The following is a 19,661-nucleotide window of genomic DNA, read 5'->3' on the forward strand; positions in this document are numbered from 1 at the left end:
ACTGCTATGACCTTTGAGAGTTTGTAACTCCTGCCCCTGGCGATTCCACAACTTCACCGTGTTGTCAGAACTTGCAGAGGCAATGGTTTGGCCGTCGGGGCTAAATGCCACGCCCCAAACCCAACTGCTATGACCTTTGAGAGTTTGTAACACCTGCCTCTGGCGATTCCACAGCTTCACCGTGTTGTCAGAACTTGCAGAGGCAATGGTTTGGCCGTCGGGGCTAAATGCCACGCCCAAAACCTCACTGCTATGACCTTTGAGAGTTTGTAACTCCTGCCCCTGGCGATTCCACAGCTTCACCGTGTTGTCATCACTTGCAGAGGCAATGGTTTGGCCGTCGGGGCTAAATGCCACGTCCCTAACCGAACTGCTATGACCTTTGAGAGTTTGTAACTGCTGCCCCTGGCGATTCCACAACTTCACCGTCTTGTCATCACTTGCAGAGGCAATGGTTTGGCCGTCGGGGCTAAATGCCACGCCCCTAACCCAACTGCTATGACCTTCTAGCCGATTACGTTCCTTAACTCCATAAATTACCTGCTGGAGTGTGGCTACTGCTAAAACGCGGGTATCTGGTTCTACATTTTTATTTGGTGTTTTGAGTTGTTTTCCTACCTTCAAGCCTGCTACTAAAGCATCAAGTTCTAAATTTGATGCCATCAGATTTTGTGATTTGAGGCTATTGGCAAGAATTTCAGCATTTATCCGACGTTTATCCGCATCTGCTTTCGCGGCGATTGCTTGCTGTTCTTGTTTCTGGGCAATATTTCGCTGATTTTCAGCCTCTGCCTGTCTGTCTTTAGCTAATTGTTCAGCAGTTTTTGTTTTATCAAGTGCATTTGCTAACTTTTTTCCTCTTTCTTCAGCTAATTGTTGTGCAAATTTTGCTTGCTCCTCTCCTTTTTTAGCTCTTTCACTCTCCTTATTAGCAATGCGCTTTTGCTTTTCTGCCTCCCGGCGTTGTTCCTCTGCTGTTTTCTGCTGTGTTCGCGCATTTTCAGCTTCTCGCGTTGCGTTATTACGTTGAGTTTCTGCTTCTTGACGCTGTTGTTTTTCTCTATCGCCGGCATCTTGGGCAATCAGACGTTGGTCATTCACATACACAGCCACTCCCGTCATTAAAACCGAAAATACTACCAGCACAGCTACATAAGGCAGTGCAGGTTTAAGCTGTTCCCACCTATCCCGCAAGTTAAACGGCAAATGTTTATTAATCCACTTGTCATCAAAGACTTGCCGATAGATTTGATTCCGCACCCGCAAAACATTATTCTCTCGCCGCACCACCCCCGATAGCTTCAAGTGAGATTTAGCTAAAGACTGCTCCTCATCAACAACCGCCCGCTTACCCCAGCGAATCTCGCGGTAAATAGTCAAAACCTCCGGGTCTGGTGAGCGTTTAGTCAGCATATCTCGCACAAACTGCAAGTTATTGTCTTGCTCACTCATGGCGCCGAAAAATGTGCTGCTAACTATCTTGTCTACATCGGCTGCGGATAAGACTTGATCCCCCCTAACCCCCCTTAAAAAGGGGGGAACCGTCTCTGTGCTGTCTACATCGTCTGCGGATAAGACTTGATCCCCCCTAACCCCCCTTAAAAAGGTGGGAACCGTCTCTGTGCTGTCTACATCGTCTGCGGATGAGACTTGATCCTCCCTGGCCCACGTAAAAAAGGGGGAAACCCTCTTGCCCCCCTTTTGAAGGGGGGTTGGGGGGATCAAAACCAATGCGCCACAAAGACGCTGCGTTAAATAAGGATGTCCCCCCGTCCACTTCAACACCCGGCGTAATATCTCCTTGGACTCATCGCTAGCTAATCCCAATCCTTCAGCCAAGGGCAAAGCTTCCTCAACGGTAAAATCAGTTAAATCTACACGCTGTCCAATATTAAACGGGGTGCGCTTGGCATCGCGGATTAAATCGCCGGGAGTCGCTACCCCCATTAAGACAAAAGAAAGCCGCCCAAACTCAGGATTAGTCGCACGGGCAACATAGAGATAACGAATGGCAATAAAAAAATCATCGGTAAAATTTAGGCTGAGGGTAGAGTCAATTTCATCCACAAAAATCACAACTTGCCCCTCAACCTCAGCCAGCAAAACCCGCTCAAAAAACTGTGTCAGCCGTTGCGATACTCCCAAATGCTCATGTTCTTGCCACCAACTCACCACATCTGTATCAAACATGAGTTGGTCATCTAGTTTGACCAAAAAGCCAAAATACCACTGTTCTGCTGTGACATTTGCCCCCAATTCTTGAAGGTCAACAATTACCGAGCGAATTCCTTCGTCCCTTAATGTTTCTGCCGTGCGTACCATTAAGCTAGACTTACCCATTTGGCGCGGCGTGAGAACATAAGCGAAAGTTGCCGACTTACATAAACCGAGCAGTTCCTCATCAGCTTGACGGGGAATGTAAATACCACCACCAGCCTGTACAGTCCCCCCAACAGTGTAAATACTTGAATTATTCATGCTCATCCCCCATCATCCCTCGTTCCCTGACTCTGGCAGGGAATGCCTACAAGGAGGCTCTGCCTCCAGACTTCATAATCAGAGGCAGAGCCTCTGTGAGAGCATTCCCAGTCTCCGACTGGGAACGAGGTGACAGTTCCGCCGACGATGTAAGTAGTTGGATTAGCCACGCAAATGCTCCCGGAAATAATCAGCATAAAGTTGACAACGGGGAAGCACTACACGCCCTTGTCGGCGCACTAAACCTGCACCCCGCAAGCGGAAAAAAATGCTCTCATCTTCACAGGTGTTCTGGTGAATTACTTGGAACATACCCTTAACCAACTCTTGTTTGTTATGCAGCCGGAAAAGGTGGTTACGTAGATGATTGCCAAAAAGACCATTATCTGCGATCGCATTGGCAAATAGTTCGGTAGGATAGAGGCGTGCGATCGCAACTGAGTAAAGTGCAAGGCGGACTAAATAAGGATGTCCACCCAGCAACGCCATCAATTGCTTCTCTTCATTGGCATTGATGGGTGAACCATGACGGCGGTTAAGGTCAGCAACCTGTGCTGCTGTAAAGTCCTCTAAATCAATTACTAGCCCAACATTAAAGGGAGATTGGTTAAGATTATCAATTAATTGGTAGGGTTCCGTGGAAGTAACCAGCGCTAAATCCAGTTGCTTCCAAATGGGAGTAGTGGCGCGGCTATTATGCCAGCTTCGCAGCATTCCAAAGAAATCAGAGCGAAAATCAGTATCAAAGACCCTTTCAACTTCATCCATCGCTAAGACAATGGGGTTGCCAAACTCCTTGAGCAAATAGCGACCGACATAGCGAGTGCAACGCTGACTATTGCCCAAAGGCATATTCCAATACTCATCAACCTTATCAGTCATTTCCAGTTCATCAGTTAACCAAGTACAGAACTGGCGAAAGAAAAGATCAGCATTAGTCAGGGCGGCTTTATCAAACAATTGGAAATCCAGCAAAGCAACCCGCTTTCCTGCATTTACAGCAGTATGAATTGTGCGGATTAACAGCGAACTCTTGCCCATTTGTCGGGGGCCTTTAATTGTAATTGTCACACCCTGCCGCTCAATAGTCTGCAAAGCAAGTGCATCAGATGAGCGTTCCACATAAAAAGCAGATTGCGCTTCCATAGTTCCTTCCGGCATTTCCAGCGAAACAGGCTGTGCTGAAGGAAAGGGACGGAGTAGCAGTGACGGCTCACTCATCTGGAGTAAGTCTGCTTTCGATTTTTCTTCACTGATAGCCAATGCACCGCCAGAGACAGCCTGCAATAACTCTGCAATCAAACGCGGCGTATCATTCTCATCTTTCCAGAATGCCCAATTAATCCCATTTAAATAAGCACTCAAGGGATATAGGAACGGTTCTTGATACGCCAGACGCACTGGGAGAATTATGGGGCATCCTGCTTGTGATTTTGCCAAGTGGTGTGCTGTCTCTATTTCTGCAACCACCATCTCACTGTTAGTTGACAAGGCTGAAAGGAAAGTAATCAGAAAATCAGCTTGACGGATTTCTGCCTCAATACATTCAGCCCAGCGTGTACCAACAGACATGGTTTGGTCGATAAAAACTTTGTGCTGCTGCGATAGTGCCTCGTAGACTTGCACCGCCACCGGTTCATCGGGGCTAGCATTACGCTTATAGCTGATGAAGATGCGTTTAGCCTGTGAGTTTAACATTACTATTAACCTTGTCTTCCTTCAGCTCTTTGAATGGAAAAGCTTATCTAGTTGCGAGTTAATCTTGTACCGAAGTTGAGTAATTGTGTGTTTTGTCATCCAAGGGTAGCTTTTCCCTTTTTTGAGGATTAGCTGAAAAAATCAGGATTTTATTCACAGCGCTATCAATTAAATACACTCTACTACAGCGCAGTTGCAGGCAATTACCGACAGCACTAAAAAATTGCTCACGGAGTTCAAAGACTCGTGAACGGAGTTCAAAGACTCATTGACGGAGTTCAAAGACTCGTTGACGGAGTTCAAAGACTCGTTGACGGAGCTAAAAGACTCAACGACGGAGCTAAAAGACTCGACGACGGAGTTCAAAGACTCGTTGACGGAGCTAAAAGACTCGTTGACGGAGCTAAAAGACTCGACGACGGAGTTCAAAGACTCGTTGACGGAGCTAAAAGACTCGACGACGGAGTTCAAAGACTCGTTGACGGAGCTAAAAGACTCAACGACGGAGCTAAAAGACTCAACGACGGAGTTCAAAGACTCATTGACGGAGCTAAAAGACCAGGTACAAAATTCAAACCACAAGATGCAAAAATGCCAGCGCCAGAAAATGAAGCGATACCTGCGGCCAGCTTGTCTATGAGAGGCTACGCCAACGCAGCACGGATTTTGAACTTATTAACACCACTGATACACAATCAACTGAATTAAGGCTGATGTTCAGGCAATTAAACCCGGGAGCATCTCAGTTTTGCAAATATACCAGATGAGAAAAAAGATTCTTGCTCCCTCTCCTTAGTAAGGAGAGGGTTGGGGTGAGGTTTTACAAAGCTTTTTACGAAAGTGAGATGCTCCCATTAAACCGGGAGCATCTCAGTTTTGCAAATATACCAGATGAGAAAAAAGATTCTTGCTCCCTCTCCTTAGTAAGGAGAGGGTTGGGGTGAGGTTTTACAAAGCTTTTTACGAAAGTGAGATGCTCCCATTAAACCCCACCTAAAACCATAAAAGCCTGCATAGGCAGGCTTTACTTGGGTAGCCCTAGACTTTAGTCTGTGGGCACTTTCAGATTTTTGCAACAGATGAAATGACTAATTTCAATCAATGTCTCTGACTGTCTTCTTTACTGCGTCGCCAGCATTCTCAGCAGTGCGCTGAACATTCTTACCAGCATCCTTAGCCGTGCGCTGAACATTTTTACCAGCATCCTCAGCTCCACGCTGAACATTTTTTGTCAAGTCTTTGGCTGCATTTTGGGTATCTTCGGCAGCATTCTGGGTATTACCCTTGAGATTTTCAATTCCTCGCTGAGTCCCCTTAACAACACCCTTCCGAACTTCTTCAGCAGAACTGCCAATATCTTCACCCAGGTTCTTCACTCTTTCACCAAGGGGTGTACCTTCTTGGTAATTTTTTACATATTGCTCTCGGCTGTCAATTCCCTTCTGCTCAACATTTTTTTGAGCATTTTTTGCTAAGGCATCACCTCTATCATTCGCTGCCTTTTCATCCTTCGCTCTGGGATCTACATCACTAAAATTATTAATCCCACCAGCAGGAGAAGAGAGAGGAGTATCTTTTGTGGGATCGTATCGTTTGGAATAAGGTGATTGAGCATCAGGCTGTGCTGGCTGTGTTGCTATTCCAGGATCTCCACAAGCTTGTGTCAGAAATATAAATATTCCTGCAAAAAAAACAGTTAAAACTTTCAATGGACGAATATTTTTCAGCCAAGTCATTGCTTTTTTCATAGTCGTAACTCCTTGCATTTTTGTGACTAAATTAAACTTCAACGAAGATGGCATTTAGAATTGATTTCCAATTCTAAGCACTAAGACATAATAAGACTTTTATCTGCCTACTGCTGGATTTTTTTGTAATTCAGGTCTGGCATTCGCTTCATCTGCCTTATCTTTTAAAAAGCCGGAAGCTTCTTCAACAGCATCTGTTACAGTATCAAGACGCTCTTGAACCCGAATTCCTAAATCTAGTTCATTCTGAATCAAACTACCTGGTTCAGGTTGTTGGAAGTCCTTCTCTGTGATGATTGGCAGTTCTGCTTCTTTCTGAACTCGACCTGCTGGTGTCTCGGCACCAGGATAAAGTAGCTTAGATTCTCTATTCGCAGCAATCAACAATTGCGAACTTAGTTGTAAGCTAGCTTGGTCATCTCCCTGATTGGCTTTTGGATTTGCTATTTTTGGATCGGTAGACATTCTGTAGTTGCTATACTTGTCTCCACCATTCTTATAGGGATTGTTTGCTCCCCCAGCTTGAACAGCAGGATTTTGTGGATTTGCACCTTGAGCATTTGCCCCACTACAAGCAGTGCTAACTATCAACAATAGTCCAGCTAAAAAGATAGTTAATATCTGGCGCAATCTTATTTTTTTCAAAAATACTCTCACAGCGTTCATCTAGTCCTCCTTACCAAAATATTTATTAATAAGCTAAAGCTTTGCTGAATCATTGGATTCATCAACAAATCATTATGCTTATTTTGGTTGCCTAATCTTTGATAACCTCTATTAAGGATATGAATAATAAAATTAACTTTACCTCTAGCGCAGGCCACATTTTAATTAGGATAGATATAATATTTTTATCTAACTCTAGAGAGATATAAAATAAAACAATATATTTTTCGCAAAAGAACTACATAAACCTGTTTAACACTTCAAAAGCTTTGGATAGGTAGCTGATGAACTTTAATAGTTTAGGCATTCAGTCCTTGTTGCTCTAACCGTTAAATTACTAAATTAATGAAGCAATTTTTACGCTGGATAATTTTGGGGGGAACGCTGTTTTTTTTAGGGAAAGCTCTGAGGGATAATTGGATTGAAGTGACTGCTATCCGCATTGATGGGGTAGCATGGGCAATTATAGCGATCGCTACAGGAGTCACTTTACTAGCACATACTTGGGCAGGCTGGATCTGGACTTGGATTCTCCAAGAGTTAAATCAACCCGTATCATCTTCCCAGTTCATCCAAGTTTACCTCAAAACGAACATAGCTAAATACTTACCAGGCAATATCTGGCATCACTACGGGCGAATTGTCGCCGCCAAAAATGCCAATATTTCAACTGGTGCAGCCACCTTAAGCGTTTTGCTGGAACCGCTACTCATGCTAGCAGCTGCTTTAATCATCATTATCCTATGCAGTAGCCAATTTGCAGCAGCTAATACTACCCTTATTCTGCAAATACTACAATTACTGAGTTTAGCTGTAGTTCTTTGTGCGATTCATCCTTGGTTTTTAAACCCAGTTATCCGCTTTTTGTACAGATTGAAATCAAAAAAGTCTGCTGTCACCACTGAGTCAACCGTTCCCTTCACTCTTAAAAAGTATCCCCTACGGCCTTTGTTAGGAGAATTGGGCTTTTTGGGACTACGCGCCACCGGATTTATATTAACTATGTTTGCCCTGGATTCGTTAAATGTGAATCAAATTCCTTTGTTGTTAGGGGCTTTTAGTTGCGCTTGGTTGTTGGGGTTTATCATTCCGGGTGCGCCTGGCGGGTTAGGTGTGTTTGAAGCGACTGCCTATGAACTTTTGCGACACAACTTTCCCTCTGCTATAGTATTTAGTGCGATCGCTTTATATCGCCTCATTAGTATCCTCGCTGAAACTGCGGGTGCTGCTTTGGCTTGGTTAGACGAACGCCTTGCTAAATCATGAATCAGGCAAAACTCATTTTTGTCTATCAACCTTCATTTGTGAAAACACACGATAATCATCCAGGTTCAACTGCGGATTACTGCTTTGATTTTCTTTCGTCTTAATCAAGTTGTATTCTACATTTTCTGTGTAAATTGCAAACGTGATATTAAAAACTTCCATAAAATTGATTACCCACTTACACTCATCTTCAGGATATTTTTCGTAATAACGAATCAGATGAGCAATCCTAATTTCTAAATGTCTACGGGAATTTCTACAAATCAAAATAGTCTTTAGCAGTATAATCACCAGCGTTAGAGAGTGACCTTGGGTAAGCAATATTATAAATAATGACGAAGGTTCTTTCCCATTTTCTGTCGTCAAACAATCAATCACTCGATTACAAGTTCTCAGAAAAAATTCTTTAGTGAGAATTTCTTGATTATGATCTTTCTTCCATAAAGATAAACTCTTTGCGAACTGCTGTCGTAAACTCTCGACTAATTCTTGATTATCTACAGAAAAAAATAGATATTTTTCTATACTTTTTTTAAATTCTCCAAGAGTTTGCTCTTGAGTTTGCTTGATAAATATATTGGCAATATTTTCATGACTAAATACACCCCTTCTTAAAACAATTGCTTTTATTAAATGCAGAACATTATCTCCCAAAATACTGGGATTATTGTAGCGTGTTGTGCTTGAGGCGGCAGATTGAGAACGAGCAATATACATTGCCATCTCAAACTTAAACTTGTCTTTTATCTGTCTAGAAAGCCTTCTAGCGGCTTCTTGTTGCTCTCTTGGATTATTTTTATTAACAGATTGATCAACTAATAAATAGGAAGTGTAACGATTAGCCCAATGACTTTTAGATGATTCCTCATATTTAGCAGCAAATAATTTTAATTCTTGGTAGTCTTTGCTATTGATGAAATTATTTAACCACCCTTTATAAATATTTATCGCTGGAGAACTATTTGTCTTTACTTTCAGGTTTTCATTAGCAAATAAATTAACTAATTCTTTGATATATTTGTCTTTTCTATTGGTTATCCAATTGTTAATTATTATATAAATACACCGCTTTAGTGTATTACAGAACTCCTGTTCGTTATCATCTAAAAAAATCCTGTATATTCCAGGTACAGAATGGGAGTCCTGTGAATCAAGGCTGTCTATAAATAAACTTTTGAATTCCCGTAAAATATCATCGGGCGACAGTTTTTTAGCAATTTCCCCGAAGAAGCTATAAACCTCCTCTTGGGCAATTTGCACATTTAGCGGTTTAGATTTAGACGTAATACAATGAGGATATCCGTGACTAATTGATAAACTCTTAGCAGTCATTTCAGTTATCAGGATAAAAAGGCTTCCTGTTCATATTATTACCAGCTTAACTTAGTGAACAGTAGCATCAATCTATTCTTCAGAGATTGAGTAATCTTTTTACATAAATTTGATAAACTCTGACTCTAAATAAAGTATTAAATACAACTTTTTTAATACTTCATCAAATAATTCAGTGAAATTACTTAGTTCTAAAAATTAAGTACCATACATAAAAGCTATGGGCGAATTGATATATTAAATACAACCCACCCATAGCTTCTATAGGAGTATTTTGGCATTTTAAATGGGGGTGGAGGGACTTGAACCCACACGACCTTTTACGGTCAACGGATTTTCATTCTCCCGCAGTTTTCACTGCTACCTGATCACTTTAATTAGATCAGGTTTTAAGAATTGGACTCTCCCTTTACCCTCGACTTTAACGTTAGGGTAGCTCCCGTCGGGTCTCTGCACCTTCCCTCAATTTTGGATTTTGGATTTTGGATTTTGGATTGAAGACCAATCGCAAATCTAAAATTGCAAATCTAAAATTTTTGGGCTTGGCTCAGGATTGCCATGTCTGTCACCAGATTTAGGTTTCCCTGAGTTTGAGAGCTTCCACTTGAGGGATTTCTCCTTCAAGGCTCAGTTATCTAAGTCCGTAGCGTCTACCATTCCGCCACGCCCCCGCAGCTGTTTCCTAACTAGTGTAACTAGTTATTTTGTGGAGGCAGCAAATACCTCCTCATATATTCCACCATCAATTGTGTCTTTTGTCCAACTGAATTGAAAAATTTTATCCACATTGTTTTTCAGAGTTCAAAGTTTTCTTTGTTTCCTCGTAATAAATCTAATTTGGATAAGCATTTTCGAGCTTGTCTGACTAAAGCATTTATTTGCCGGTGGATTTATAATCATAGCATAATCTACCTCTGATCGGTCAATTTTGACATAGACGCGGCAATTCTGGCGCAGTTATTGTGAAAGCATCATGATTATACTTCGCTGAGTCTGGCTCTTCAGCCTATGATGGAAAACAGATGCTTAAGACTTGAAAGTTATGATTGTCGCCCTGCTGTATCTGATTTTGGCTGGAGCTTACCTTCTAGTAATCCCGATCGCTGTCTTGCTATATCTGAAGCAGCGTTGGTATGTAGCTAGCTCCATCGAGCGTGTCTTTATGTACTTTTTGGTGTTCTTCTTCTTTCCGGGTTTGTTGGTTCTATCGCCGTTTGTAAATTTTCGACCCCAACGGCGACAAATTGAAGTTTAACGAGATTGGTAGGTCATAACTCTCATGCGACGGATTGACGCTATTGGAATTGGCTTGGGCGTTTTTATTGCCGGCGGCTTGGCATACATAGGATTGCAGCTAGTCGGTTTGGATAATCAGGAAGCTGGTATATGGAGCCAAGTCTTACTAGCCAGTGGGTTAGTTGGCTGGTTAGCCACCTATTTTTTCCGGGCGGCGGGACAAAAAATGACCTACCACCAACAGCGGGAACAGTATGAGCAAAACTTTCTGCAAAAGCGGTTAGAAGAGCTTACTCCCGAAGAACTAGCACGAATTCAATCTGAAATAGAACAAGAAGAGCAATCTCAGGTATAAAGTTATCATTGGTCAGTTGTTCTTTGTCCCTTGTCCGAATGCCACTAAGTTAAGATACAGCCCTTGCCCTGACTGGTTCCCAGCCTCCAGGCTGGGAATCCATATTGGGAGGCTCCGCCTCCTCTTTCTTGACGAGAGGCAGAGCCTCTCAGAATACATTCCCAGTCTAAGACTGGGAACGAGGTGACACAAGCCTTTGGGCTTTTCTTAGTGCCATTCGTCCCTTGTCCTTTGTCTAGTTACGAATGACCAATACTTCGGCTTCGCTCAGTACAAGTGACAACTGACTCTTGACCAATGATTTTTGAAACTTGACTACAATGACTGCTATTTCTGATTGCTTTGAAACTCTTGGGTACAATCGTGAGTGCGCTTTAATTCCGTTTATCACTGCTGGCGATCCAAATTTAGAAACAACAGCAGCAGCGTTGCAGATTCTGGATCGCAGTGGGGCAGATATGATTGAACTAGGTGTACCATACTCCGATCCTCTGGCGGATGGGCCAGTGATTCAAGCGGCTGCTACCCGCGCCCTGCAAAGGGGAACAAAATTAGAGCAGGTGTTGGAAATGGTGCAAGCAACTAGTCCCAAATTGCGATCGCCTATTATCTTATTTACCTACTACAACCCAATTTTGCACCGGGGCATTGAAAAATTTCTCTCTTCAATTGCTGCGGCTGGGGTAGCGGGATTGGTAGTACCAGATTTGCCTTTGGAAGAAGCAGGAGGGTTGCTCGAACCAGCTAAGGAGATGGGAATTGATGTAACTTTGTTGGTTGCTCCCACCAGTTCCGCCGAACGGATAGAAGCGATCGCTACCTCCTCCCAAGGATTTATTTATTTAGTGAGCGTCACAGGTGTTACAGGAATGCGATCGCAACTGGAAAACCGCGTGTCAGATTTACTTAAACAAATTCGTGGTGTTACTGATAAACCCATTGGTGTAGGCTTTGGGATCTCCGAAGCTGCACAAGCCCGTCAGGTAAAGGAATGGGGCGCAGATGCCGTGATCGTGGGCAGCGCTTTTGTGAAACGGTTAGCCCAAGGTACACCAGAGCAAGGACTAAATGCGATCGCCGAATTTTGCCAAAGTCTCAAGGCAGCCATCAAAACTACCAACACCAGTACAAATACTCCTCTTGATTAGACCGGGAAAGTAGATTAAAAAAGTATAACAGCGCAGTTTTTCTATCCTTGCTTGGTAGACAATTTGACCATTATAGTTTTGAATATTAACATCAGATATCAGGATGTAAAAAAACTAGCTGATACGGTCGCTAATAGTTTGAGTATTATGTGAAGTTAAGTAGGCATAAATTATGAGTATGAGAGTGAGTCAGTCACGAATTGTTATAGTTACATCCCAATTGAGGAGCAAAGGCGATGAGTGAGAGTATGGCATTTATCGGCGGGGTTGCTGTAGCTGGGCTGGCAGCTCTCGTATTGCTCAAAGGAACGAATACCCCCCTACAACCTAACTTCGCTGTGGCTCCGCAAATGCCGGGGACTGTGGTAGCGCCGGGAGTACAGCCACAAATGTATTCTCCTTACAACCCTTATGCGCCGCCAGTGTATCCCGGTCAGTTTCAGCCGCCAGTTGCTCCCAATACTGACCAACGCCTAGAGATGGAGAAGTTCAACACGCAAATGCAGTTGGAGCGTTTAAAAAACGACAATGAACAACTGAAAGAACAGTTGAAGTTGCAAAATCAACAACTCCAAGGTCAAGTCCAAAATTTCAATACTCAGCAGCAGTGGCAATTAGCCCAGCAGAATAACCAACAAAAAGCAGCAGCATTCCAGCCACAAAATCCTTGGTGGTCTTCACCCATGCTCTGGGCTGTGGGAGGCGCAACTCTTACTATTGGCGGTGGTGTTGTCGTAGCTGGGGTATTGGCTTTATTTTCGCCACGGCAGCGTCCAGCCCGGACTGTACAAGTGATTCACCCTTACCAAGGAAATACGCCATCCTTGGTTCCGGTACGTCGTGCTGAGTTTCTGCCTGCTTCGCGGATGGAAGCAAGACGAGTTGAAGCCCCAGAATACGACGAAATGCACTAATAGGGAAAATAGACGTTGCTGAATTCTGCAATCAGCAACGCCGGAAAATAAAATCATAGGAATACACGGGATGCACACAGATAATTCATCTGTGATTTAAAAGGTTAGACCCCTGATCAATTTACCCAATTATCTTTGAAATCCTCACCAATGATTTAGGATTGCTATATTTATGTTTAGTTAAAATAGCAATCTGTTAAGGTGAGATCGCTGTGGGATTAACGGCAGTAATTTCTGAGTAACGGGCAAAATCACTAATATTAAACGTAAGGATATGGGTCAGTCCATGCACTAGCATTGCTGCAACCAGTCGTGTATCATGCACCTTGACTCCCGACACCCTATAATCGACAACTAAACGCCGCCATTGTGTATGAACTGCTGCATTATCAGGCAAAAAATTGAAGTACCTCTCTATCACTTGCGCCCTCTGGTCTGTCTCCTCGATTGATAAGCCAAAACCGCTCCGTGCCGTTGTAGGTCGCGTGCATACGTTCCAAAATTCTCCCAAAATTTGTGATGTATAACAGATTTCTTCTCCCTTTTGCAGTAAGGAGTAGATGGCATCACGAACCAAAATATGATTTGGATCTGAAGGAGAAATGAACCGTAATAGGATGTTTGTATCTGCCATGAAAAACATCAGTCATGATTCCCATAAATGCTTTCACGAGTAAAGGATTCTGGCGGTAAAACTGGTATTTGTTCCGCTCCTTGAGCTAATAATTCCATGTCCGCTTCCCATTGTTGTGAGTCAAAAGTACGCTTTGTACCAAACTCTGCAAATGTATGTTTATGTCCGTGTGATGTGCCAAAGATATCCCTTTCAATCAAATCACGGATATACGCTGCTCTGTCGCCTCCAAAGTGCCTCACTCGCTCATCAATCAGCCTTAGTAGAGGTTTGCTTATTCCAGTAACCTCAATTTTGTTATTGTCCATGTTGTTTCTCATTTCCATACTTATAGAACTTACGCATTGACAAATGAGGGGAGAAATGCAATAAAAAAATCAGCAAGCACTAAACACTTGTAACTGTTAAAAGCCGCCTTTTGGAGTTTCTGTGATATTGGGACTTTCTGTAGTGACAGGTTAGTTAGTATCGGGAAGTTTCTGTTGAGTATTCTTTTGATTACCTTGAGTGTCTACTTTGGGTAGTGCCTGTTTTGCCAGATTTTCGGCTGCTTGTTTAAATAATGGTTCTATTCTGTTTCGCCAATATTTAGTATTAGGCAACTTTTCTGGATGGTTTCTATAATCTAAAACTTTATCCCATTTACCATCATCGATCGCTTTATTAATCTCATTAGATAACGCCTCCGCCTTAGCCCAATCTTCCTGCCACTGGGCAATTACTTTGCCCGTCTCTTGGATACTAGAAGCAGCATTTGCTGGAATCGATCTTAAAAGTGCGATCGCACCAACGATATCTCCTGATTCATACTTCTGTCTTGCTTGTTCTATAATATTGGCACTGTTATCATTAGGCTGCGATCGCTCTGATTTCCCAGAATCGGAAATTGACCCCTTGGAGTCTTCTGGTGATGGAGTTACTACATTCCTAGCTTTTGGTTTTGGCTTGGGAATCGGTCTAGTCGCAATTAGAGTGCTATCATCTACAATTTTAGTTGCAATCCCCTTTTCGCGCAGGCAAGAAGCCCATTGATCTTTATTAGCTATCACATAAGGGTGTGCCCAAGCCAAACGACCAGATTTAAGTTTAACTTCTATCCAACCTCGTTTTGTCTGCTTGCCAGTCACCTCGAAATTGGTTTTATCAGCAACAGTTTGCAAAATATTATCAGAATTTATCGAACTAGGTTCAGAACGGATATTAGAGTTTCCGACAACAACAGCCGAGCATTTATTTGCTAAGGCAGTATCGTTACCCATAAGGTTAGAAGCTAAATTTTTCACATTTGGATATACATTTGCTACCAAGGCAGCCGCACCACCTGCCAATAATATGCCAACTAATATCGGCCACGGATCGGATTTACTAGAATCTTTACGGGCAGGTTTGACAGGATTTGCTGGTGCAACTGCAACCGTTTGCAGCCGAGATACTTGAGGCTGAGATTTGGCTGCTTGGTAACTGGAATTTTTGGCGGATTCTTGAGGTGTGGAAAGTGGAGTTACAGGATTAATCGCGTCTTTATATGCTTGCAGTGCTTCCGTGGCGTTTTGGTAACGGTCTTTGAAGTGATAATGCACCATCTTAGTCAACACTGCCGCCAGTCGGTAGTTCACGGTTGCTGAATGCTGCCAAATGATTTCGCCGGTTTCCGGGTCTTCTTGCAATTGTGTTGGCAAGAGTCCTGTTAGTGCTTGAATAGCGATGATGCCAAGGGAATAGATATCACTGTTGGGGCGGGGTTTACCTTGCCCTTGTTCTGTGGGCATATAGCCAGGAGTGCCAATAACTACTGTGGCAGAGGGTTGTCCGCCCACTGTGACCATCTGTGTACGCAGTTGCTTCACTGCCCCAAAGTCCACTAAAACTAACTTATTATCTGAGGCGCGACGGATGATATTATCAGGTTTGATGTCACGGTGAATCACTCCTTGGCGGTGGACAAATTCTAGAATTTCCAGAACTTCCTGCAATAGTTGAATTACTCGGCTTTCACTCCAGCGCTCACCAGGTATAAGTTCCTCAGCTAAAGTATGTCCTTCAATATATTCTTGTACCAGATAGAATTCTTGGTTTTCGTCAAAGTACGCTAGCAGCCTGGGTATTTGGTCATGGTTGCCTAGTTTTTCTAAGGTTTCGGCTTCGCTGTTAAATAGGCGTTTAGCAGTATCAAAAACTCTGGGGTCAGTTCCGGGTTTAAGGTGCTTGACAACGCAGATGGGATTGCCTGGCCGCCTCGTATCTTGGGCAATGTAGGTTTGACCAAATCCTCCCATTGCCAGGACTCGAATTACTTGGTAACGATTGTCTAGTAATTTGCCTATCATGTTTCCTCCCCAGAGTTATTACCTAATTTTCCAGCTGGTAATAAATATCTCCAAATTTTCTTCAATGAAATCCGCTATCTTGAGAAAAGATTTAGATTAAAAACGCAGCTTTTTAATAAACGCAGACTATTTATTTTTCTTTTAGTGTCCCTGTTTACTACCAATGCCACCTAAAATAACAAACTCAGTTGCATGGCAGCAGGCTGAAATCCTCATGCAACCTGCTTTCATTCGCGTTATCGACAATATCCGCAAGTTGCTTGATGAATCTTCCTGGACGGGAACTTATCACGATGTACTGATTTGGCCGCCTAGTACCACTGATGAAATCAAAGCATTGGTGACTGAGCTATTGCAAGCAATGGAAACTGCAACGCCCGAAGAAGCAGATGAAATCAGAGAGACTCTTGCTCGTCTACCTATGCCCCATCCAGGATATCATCTGCGTTTGGAGCGTCAACAGCAACAAGCGAGTATCGATTTGTGGGAACTGTGTTATGAAGTGTGTTTTCTTGAATACACCCCACAGGAGGAAGCTGCTGATATTGATACTAGTTTAATTGATGAACTGGGTGAAGTTGATTGGCTGCGTTTGGATGTTAAGACAAAGGAGTTAGTTAAACAGGCGTTTGCTAGATTGCCCAAGGATAACAAATAAAATACTCTCACAATAGAATTCTGCGCTACGCGAACGTCTTTCTATAGTAGCTTGCGGTAAATCGCTATGCATGTACGTTAATCAAAATCACCCTATCAGGTGAATCTAATGGGTGAGGTAAAAGAAACACAAACTATCGTACCTTAAGGCTATAAATGGTTACTTGGCAAACCAATTTATAGCCTCAAAAATTAGGAAGTAGATGATGACTGTAAACCAAATTATTGGAGATTCACCAAATCAGATTTTTGCTAACTTTGGTAAACGTTTCTTCGCGTGGATGATGGCTCAAACTAGCAGTACGTATGATAAAATTGTCGGCGATCGCAAACGTTCACTTTTCGCCAATCTCCAAGGCAAAGTTTTAGAAATCGGCCCAGGAACAGGCCCTAACCTACCCTACTACCCTAAAAATATCCACTGGATAGGAATCGAGCCAAACCCACACATGCATTTCTATCTCCACAAACAAGCAGAAAAATTGGGTTTAAACATCGACCTCCGTATTGGTAATGCTGAATGGCTAGACGCTGAAGATAACAGCATAGATACTGTTATTAGTACCTTAGTTTTATGTTCAGTGCCGAATATAGATTATACATTACAGGCAATTTTAAGGGTACTTAAACCGGGTGGACGCTTCTTGTTTATTGAACACGTCGCCGCACCTCAAAAAACTTTATTGCGACAACTACAAAGCACAATTAGTCCGATTTGGAAAGTAATAGGTGATGGTTGTCATCCAGATAGAGAAACTTGGATAGCCTTAGAAAATGCTGGTTTTACAAGTGTGAATTATGAGCGATTTGATGCACAATTGCCGATTGTCAGTCCTCATATTATCGGCGTAGCCATAAAATAACTTTTTGAACATTGCTGAATAAAAGTATGAATATTTCACACAAAGGAGCGAGTGCGTGAGGTAAATTCAATTTTTATCTAGCAATGCCTATTTTTCATAAAATCGCTTATCTAAGAATAGATATTATCTGTGCGATTGGCCATATCAAAAACATTAAATTCAATTCCTTCTAACTTCAGCCTCAAAGCCTCTAATAAGAGATTTACTCTTTCTTCAATAAAAATACTCAGCGCGTGTTCAGGAAGTGCATCGGCTCTTGACCATTCAAGAATAATCGTAGGTATAAGATGAGAGCGTAGCACTGTCTCTAAACCAGGCTCATCATATTCTTTGAGATAATCTAATGGATTTTTATCGCTAATTTCCAAATTAGTTATTTGAGATAGATAGGCAATATTCATCAAGCTATCAGATTCTATTTGACTAGCAATGCCACTCTGTCTAATAAAGTTAACTGGAAATATATGGTGCAAGTTAGGCTTATCTGTGAATAAATAATAAACATCACATAAAACATCTCTATGGGGTTTTGCCCAATCTTGCGGCTTGTGGTTTGCATAAAGCGATAGGATTGCTCTGGATAAGCGACCTCTATAACTGTATAAAGATTTTCTTATGGAATTCTTATCAATATCAAATTGATTGAATGAGTAAGTACTATTAGCCTTTTGTTGATTAACAATGTCTATATGTTGCCAGAGTTGAGTAGTGTTTGTTAGTAAGTCTGCATTATGAAAACTATAATACCAAAAATATTTATTTAAAAAACTATAATCTGGTTTATGATTACGATAAAAATATGCTGTAATAGTCAGATATAAATATCGGTAAGGGATTAATCTTCCACCTTTAATGTGCAAGATATTATCAAAGAAATCAAAAGTTTTAGCAACGGCTATTTTAAAATTAGACAATACAGCCTCAATATGTTCTGTTTTTAGCTTATTAAGATACATATCAGTAATATTTTGTATCCCTGCATTGGGAAATTCAAGTTTTACTACTACAGCTAGCATCTGAAGTAATGTCCAATCATCAACACTTGTATACAGACTGCTAGCAATAGACTCTCTAAAATTATTAATCAATTCACGAAGGTAAAACCCAGAAATATTATTCTTTTTGTCCTCAATCCGAAAAGTTTTAGCTACCACAATATCAAAGATATATAATGGTTTACCAGCTTGATTAATCCGCTCAAATATTTGGCAGACTTCTGTAACTTCAATACCTCGTAACTCAATAAAAGAAATCCTGTAGTTATCAAAAATCTGTCGAACTCTCTTTAGCTGTTTTCTATACAAATTCTTATTATTGTTTTCACTCTCCAAAAGACAATCTTCTATAGTATCGTAATCAGCTTTAATATCTTTTAGCTTGACAATTAATCCTTGTTTGTAACGCTTATTCCTCTCTAAATTAAACTTTACTTGACCATCTTTATCATCAATTTCATCCCAGAATAAAAACCTTTCTTTATAACTTGTATCATCAGTAGCATCAGTAAGTTCAATAGTCAAGTCTATATACAAGGTTGGATCGAAATTTTCCTTGTCAGCAATCTTACCTCCATGTATTGACATTAGAAGGGCAGTTGTTCTTTGTTGTCCATCTAAAATATATTGGTATTCGTTAAAAGAAAAATTATCAGGAAGTTTAATACCTCCTATTTCTCTATGGCTTTCTAGCTTAGTACTGGTTTTCCAAATTAAAATACTTCCTAAAGGGTAGAACTTATAAATACTATCCCAAAGTTTTTTAACATTTTCTTTCTCCCAGACGACATCTCTTTGAAAAGTGGGAATTTGATACTTACTAGCTAAGAGATTTTCCAAATAGGTAGCAATACCAGAATCAGTTGGTTGAATACGATCAGTGTATGTAGACATTAAACTAACCTTACTTAACTTTGAGTAAATATCAAGATTGGCATGTGAATTTAACTTATTTTCGTAAAATTCCATACCAAGCTAACTGATATTTAATTAAGTGGCAAATCAGATTTTAGAAAATCTAGCTGTTTCTAACGCTTTGAATACTCAGGACTTACGCAAACAATAGCCGAAACCTTGATTTTCAGGTAGGGGCAATTCATGAATTGCCCCTACAGGGTGTAGTTTTGCGTAAGTCCTAATACTGTATCTGATTCAACTACAGCAAAATCAGTGAGAATTCTTTAAGTTGCATTCAATCTCAGTACATTTGGGTGATAACCCTTAGTCTATGTGGTTTTTGGCTTAACCAAACTTATTGGATTTCCTTCTACGGATTCTCTCGTAGTCTTTTTTTAAAATTAAATCTGATTCCTATATAAATATATTGATTATTTTGCTATAGGT

18 protein-coding genes are annotated in these 19,661 nt (G+C 41.5%); 8 read left to right on the forward strand and 10 right to left on the reverse strand.

The features are described 5' to 3' along the window. The 3 genes from F8S12_RS07540 to F8S12_RS07550 form a co-directional block, all read right to left on the reverse strand. Nucleotides 1–2,478 (reverse strand): AAA-like domain-containing protein (locus F8S12_RS07540; RefSeq protein WP_196515696.1); only part of this gene is annotated, 2,478 nt, incomplete at its 3' end. Between the two features lie 2 nt (nt 2,479–2,480). Then, complete coding sequence (locus F8S12_RS07545) at nt 2,481–2,648, reverse strand: hypothetical protein (protein ID WP_196515697.1); 168 nt, start codon at nt 2,646–2,648, stop codon at nt 2,481–2,483. Next, nucleotides 2,641–4,176, reverse strand: a complete 1,536-nt coding sequence (locus tag F8S12_RS07550; RefSeq protein ID WP_196515698.1) for an AAA-like domain-containing protein — start codon at nt 4,174–4,176, stop codon at nt 2,641–2,643. The genes F8S12_RS07545 and F8S12_RS07550 overlap by 8 nt, the downstream gene beginning before the upstream one ends. 246 nt (nt 4,177–4,422) lie before the next feature. On the opposite strand from F8S12_RS07550, the gene F8S12_RS07555 reads away from it, so the two are divergent. Further along, nucleotides 4,423–4,884, forward strand: a complete 462-nt coding sequence (locus F8S12_RS07555; protein ID WP_331001366.1) for a hypothetical protein — start codon at nt 4,423–4,425, stop codon at nt 4,882–4,884. Nucleotides 4,885–5,270: 386 nt separating this feature from the next. Here the strand turns inward: F8S12_RS07555 and F8S12_RS07560 are convergent, their stop codons facing one another. Together F8S12_RS07560 and F8S12_RS07565 are read right to left on the reverse strand one after the other, a co-directional pair. After that, nucleotides 5,271–5,924, reverse strand: a complete 654-nt coding sequence (locus F8S12_RS07560; RefSeq protein ID WP_196515699.1) for a hypothetical protein — start codon at nt 5,922–5,924, stop codon at nt 5,271–5,273. A 99-nt stretch (nt 5,925–6,023) separates the two neighbouring features. Continuing rightward, nucleotides 6,024–6,590 (reverse strand): DUF6658 family protein, encoded by a 567-nt coding sequence (locus F8S12_RS07565; protein ID WP_196515700.1) that lies wholly within the window; start codon nt 6,588–6,590, stop codon nt 6,024–6,026. Between the two features lie 345 nt (nt 6,591–6,935). On the opposite strand from F8S12_RS07565, the gene F8S12_RS07570 reads away from it, so the two are divergent. Beyond that, nucleotides 6,936–7,856: a lysylphosphatidylglycerol synthase domain-containing protein gene (locus tag F8S12_RS07570; protein WP_196515701.1), complete on the forward strand. Its 921-nt coding sequence runs from the start codon at nt 6,936–6,938 to the stop codon at nt 7,854–7,856. 12 nt (nt 7,857–7,868) lie between these two features. On the opposite strand, the gene F8S12_RS07575 is transcribed toward F8S12_RS07570, so the two are convergent. Further along, nucleotides 7,869–9,188, reverse strand: a complete 1,320-nt coding sequence (locus F8S12_RS07575; protein WP_196515702.1) for a hypothetical protein — start codon at nt 9,186–9,188, stop codon at nt 7,869–7,871. 1,042 nt (nt 9,189–10,230) lie between these two features. Between F8S12_RS07575 and ndhL the strand changes: the two genes are divergently transcribed. From ndhL to F8S12_RS07595, 4 genes are all read left to right on the forward strand, one after another. Next, on the forward strand, nt 10,231–10,443 hold the full coding sequence (gene ndhL / locus F8S12_RS07580) for an NAD(P)H-quinone oxidoreductase subunit L (RefSeq protein ID WP_196515703.1): 213 nt from the start codon (nt 10,231–10,233) through the stop codon (nt 10,441–10,443). 24 nt (nt 10,444–10,467) lie between these two features. Continuing rightward, complete coding sequence (locus F8S12_RS07585; RefSeq protein ID WP_196515704.1) at nt 10,468–10,779, forward strand: DUF3007 family protein; 312 nt, start codon at nt 10,468–10,470, stop codon at nt 10,777–10,779. Between the two features lie 320 nt (nt 10,780–11,099). Continuing rightward, the gene (gene trpA, locus F8S12_RS07590) at nt 11,100–11,927 is read left to right on the forward strand and encodes a tryptophan synthase subunit alpha (protein WP_196515705.1); all 828 of its coding nucleotides are present in this window, start codon (nt 11,100–11,102) and stop codon (nt 11,925–11,927) included. A gap of 236 nt (nt 11,928–12,163) precedes the next feature. After that, on the forward strand, nt 12,164–12,841 hold the full coding sequence (locus F8S12_RS07595) for a heterocyst differentiation related protein (RefSeq protein ID WP_196515706.1): 678 nt from the start codon (nt 12,164–12,166) through the stop codon (nt 12,839–12,841). Nucleotides 12,842–13,037: 196 nt separating this feature from the next. On the opposite strand, the gene F8S12_RS07600 is transcribed toward F8S12_RS07595, so the two are convergent. The 3 genes from F8S12_RS07600 to F8S12_RS07610 form a co-directional block, all read right to left on the reverse strand. Next, nucleotides 13,038–13,475: a type II toxin-antitoxin system VapC family toxin gene (locus F8S12_RS07600; protein WP_230967868.1), complete on the reverse strand. Its 438-nt coding sequence runs from the start codon at nt 13,473–13,475 to the stop codon at nt 13,038–13,040. A gap of 8 nt (nt 13,476–13,483) precedes the next feature. Next, nucleotides 13,484–13,783 carry a hypothetical protein gene (locus tag F8S12_RS07605; RefSeq protein ID WP_196515708.1) on the reverse strand — a complete coding sequence of 100 codons (300 nt, stop codon included), beginning with the start codon at nt 13,781–13,783 and terminating at the stop codon, nt 13,484–13,486. Nucleotides 13,784–13,933: 150 nt separating this feature from the next. Continuing rightward, entirely contained in the window at nt 13,934–15,802 is a 1,869-nt protein-coding gene (locus F8S12_RS07610; RefSeq protein ID WP_196515709.1) for a serine/threonine protein kinase, read from the reverse strand. A 163-nt stretch (nt 15,803–15,965) separates the two neighbouring features. Between F8S12_RS07610 and F8S12_RS07615 the strand changes: the two genes are divergently transcribed. Together F8S12_RS07615 and F8S12_RS07620 are read left to right on the forward strand one after the other, a co-directional pair. Further along, nucleotides 15,966–16,460 (forward strand): hypothetical protein, encoded by a 495-nt coding sequence (locus tag F8S12_RS07615; RefSeq protein ID WP_196515710.1) that lies wholly within the window; start codon nt 15,966–15,968, stop codon nt 16,458–16,460. Nucleotides 16,461–16,662: 202 nt separating this feature from the next. Further along, nucleotides 16,663–17,322 (forward strand): class I SAM-dependent methyltransferase, encoded by a 660-nt coding sequence (locus F8S12_RS07620; RefSeq protein WP_196515711.1) that lies wholly within the window; start codon nt 16,663–16,665, stop codon nt 17,320–17,322. Between the two features lie 110 nt (nt 17,323–17,432). Here F8S12_RS07620 and F8S12_RS07625 read toward each other — a convergent pair whose 3' ends face one another. After that, nucleotides 17,433–19,286, reverse strand: a complete 1,854-nt coding sequence (locus tag F8S12_RS07625) for a DUF262 domain-containing protein (RefSeq protein ID WP_196515712.1) — start codon at nt 19,284–19,286, stop codon at nt 17,433–17,435. Nucleotides 19,287–19,661: the final 375 nt, after the last annotated feature.

The sequence above is a fragment of the Nostoc sp. WHI genome (assembly GCF_015714725.1).
Lineage (GTDB): Bacteria > Cyanobacteriota > Cyanobacteriia > Cyanobacteriales > Nostocaceae > Nostoc.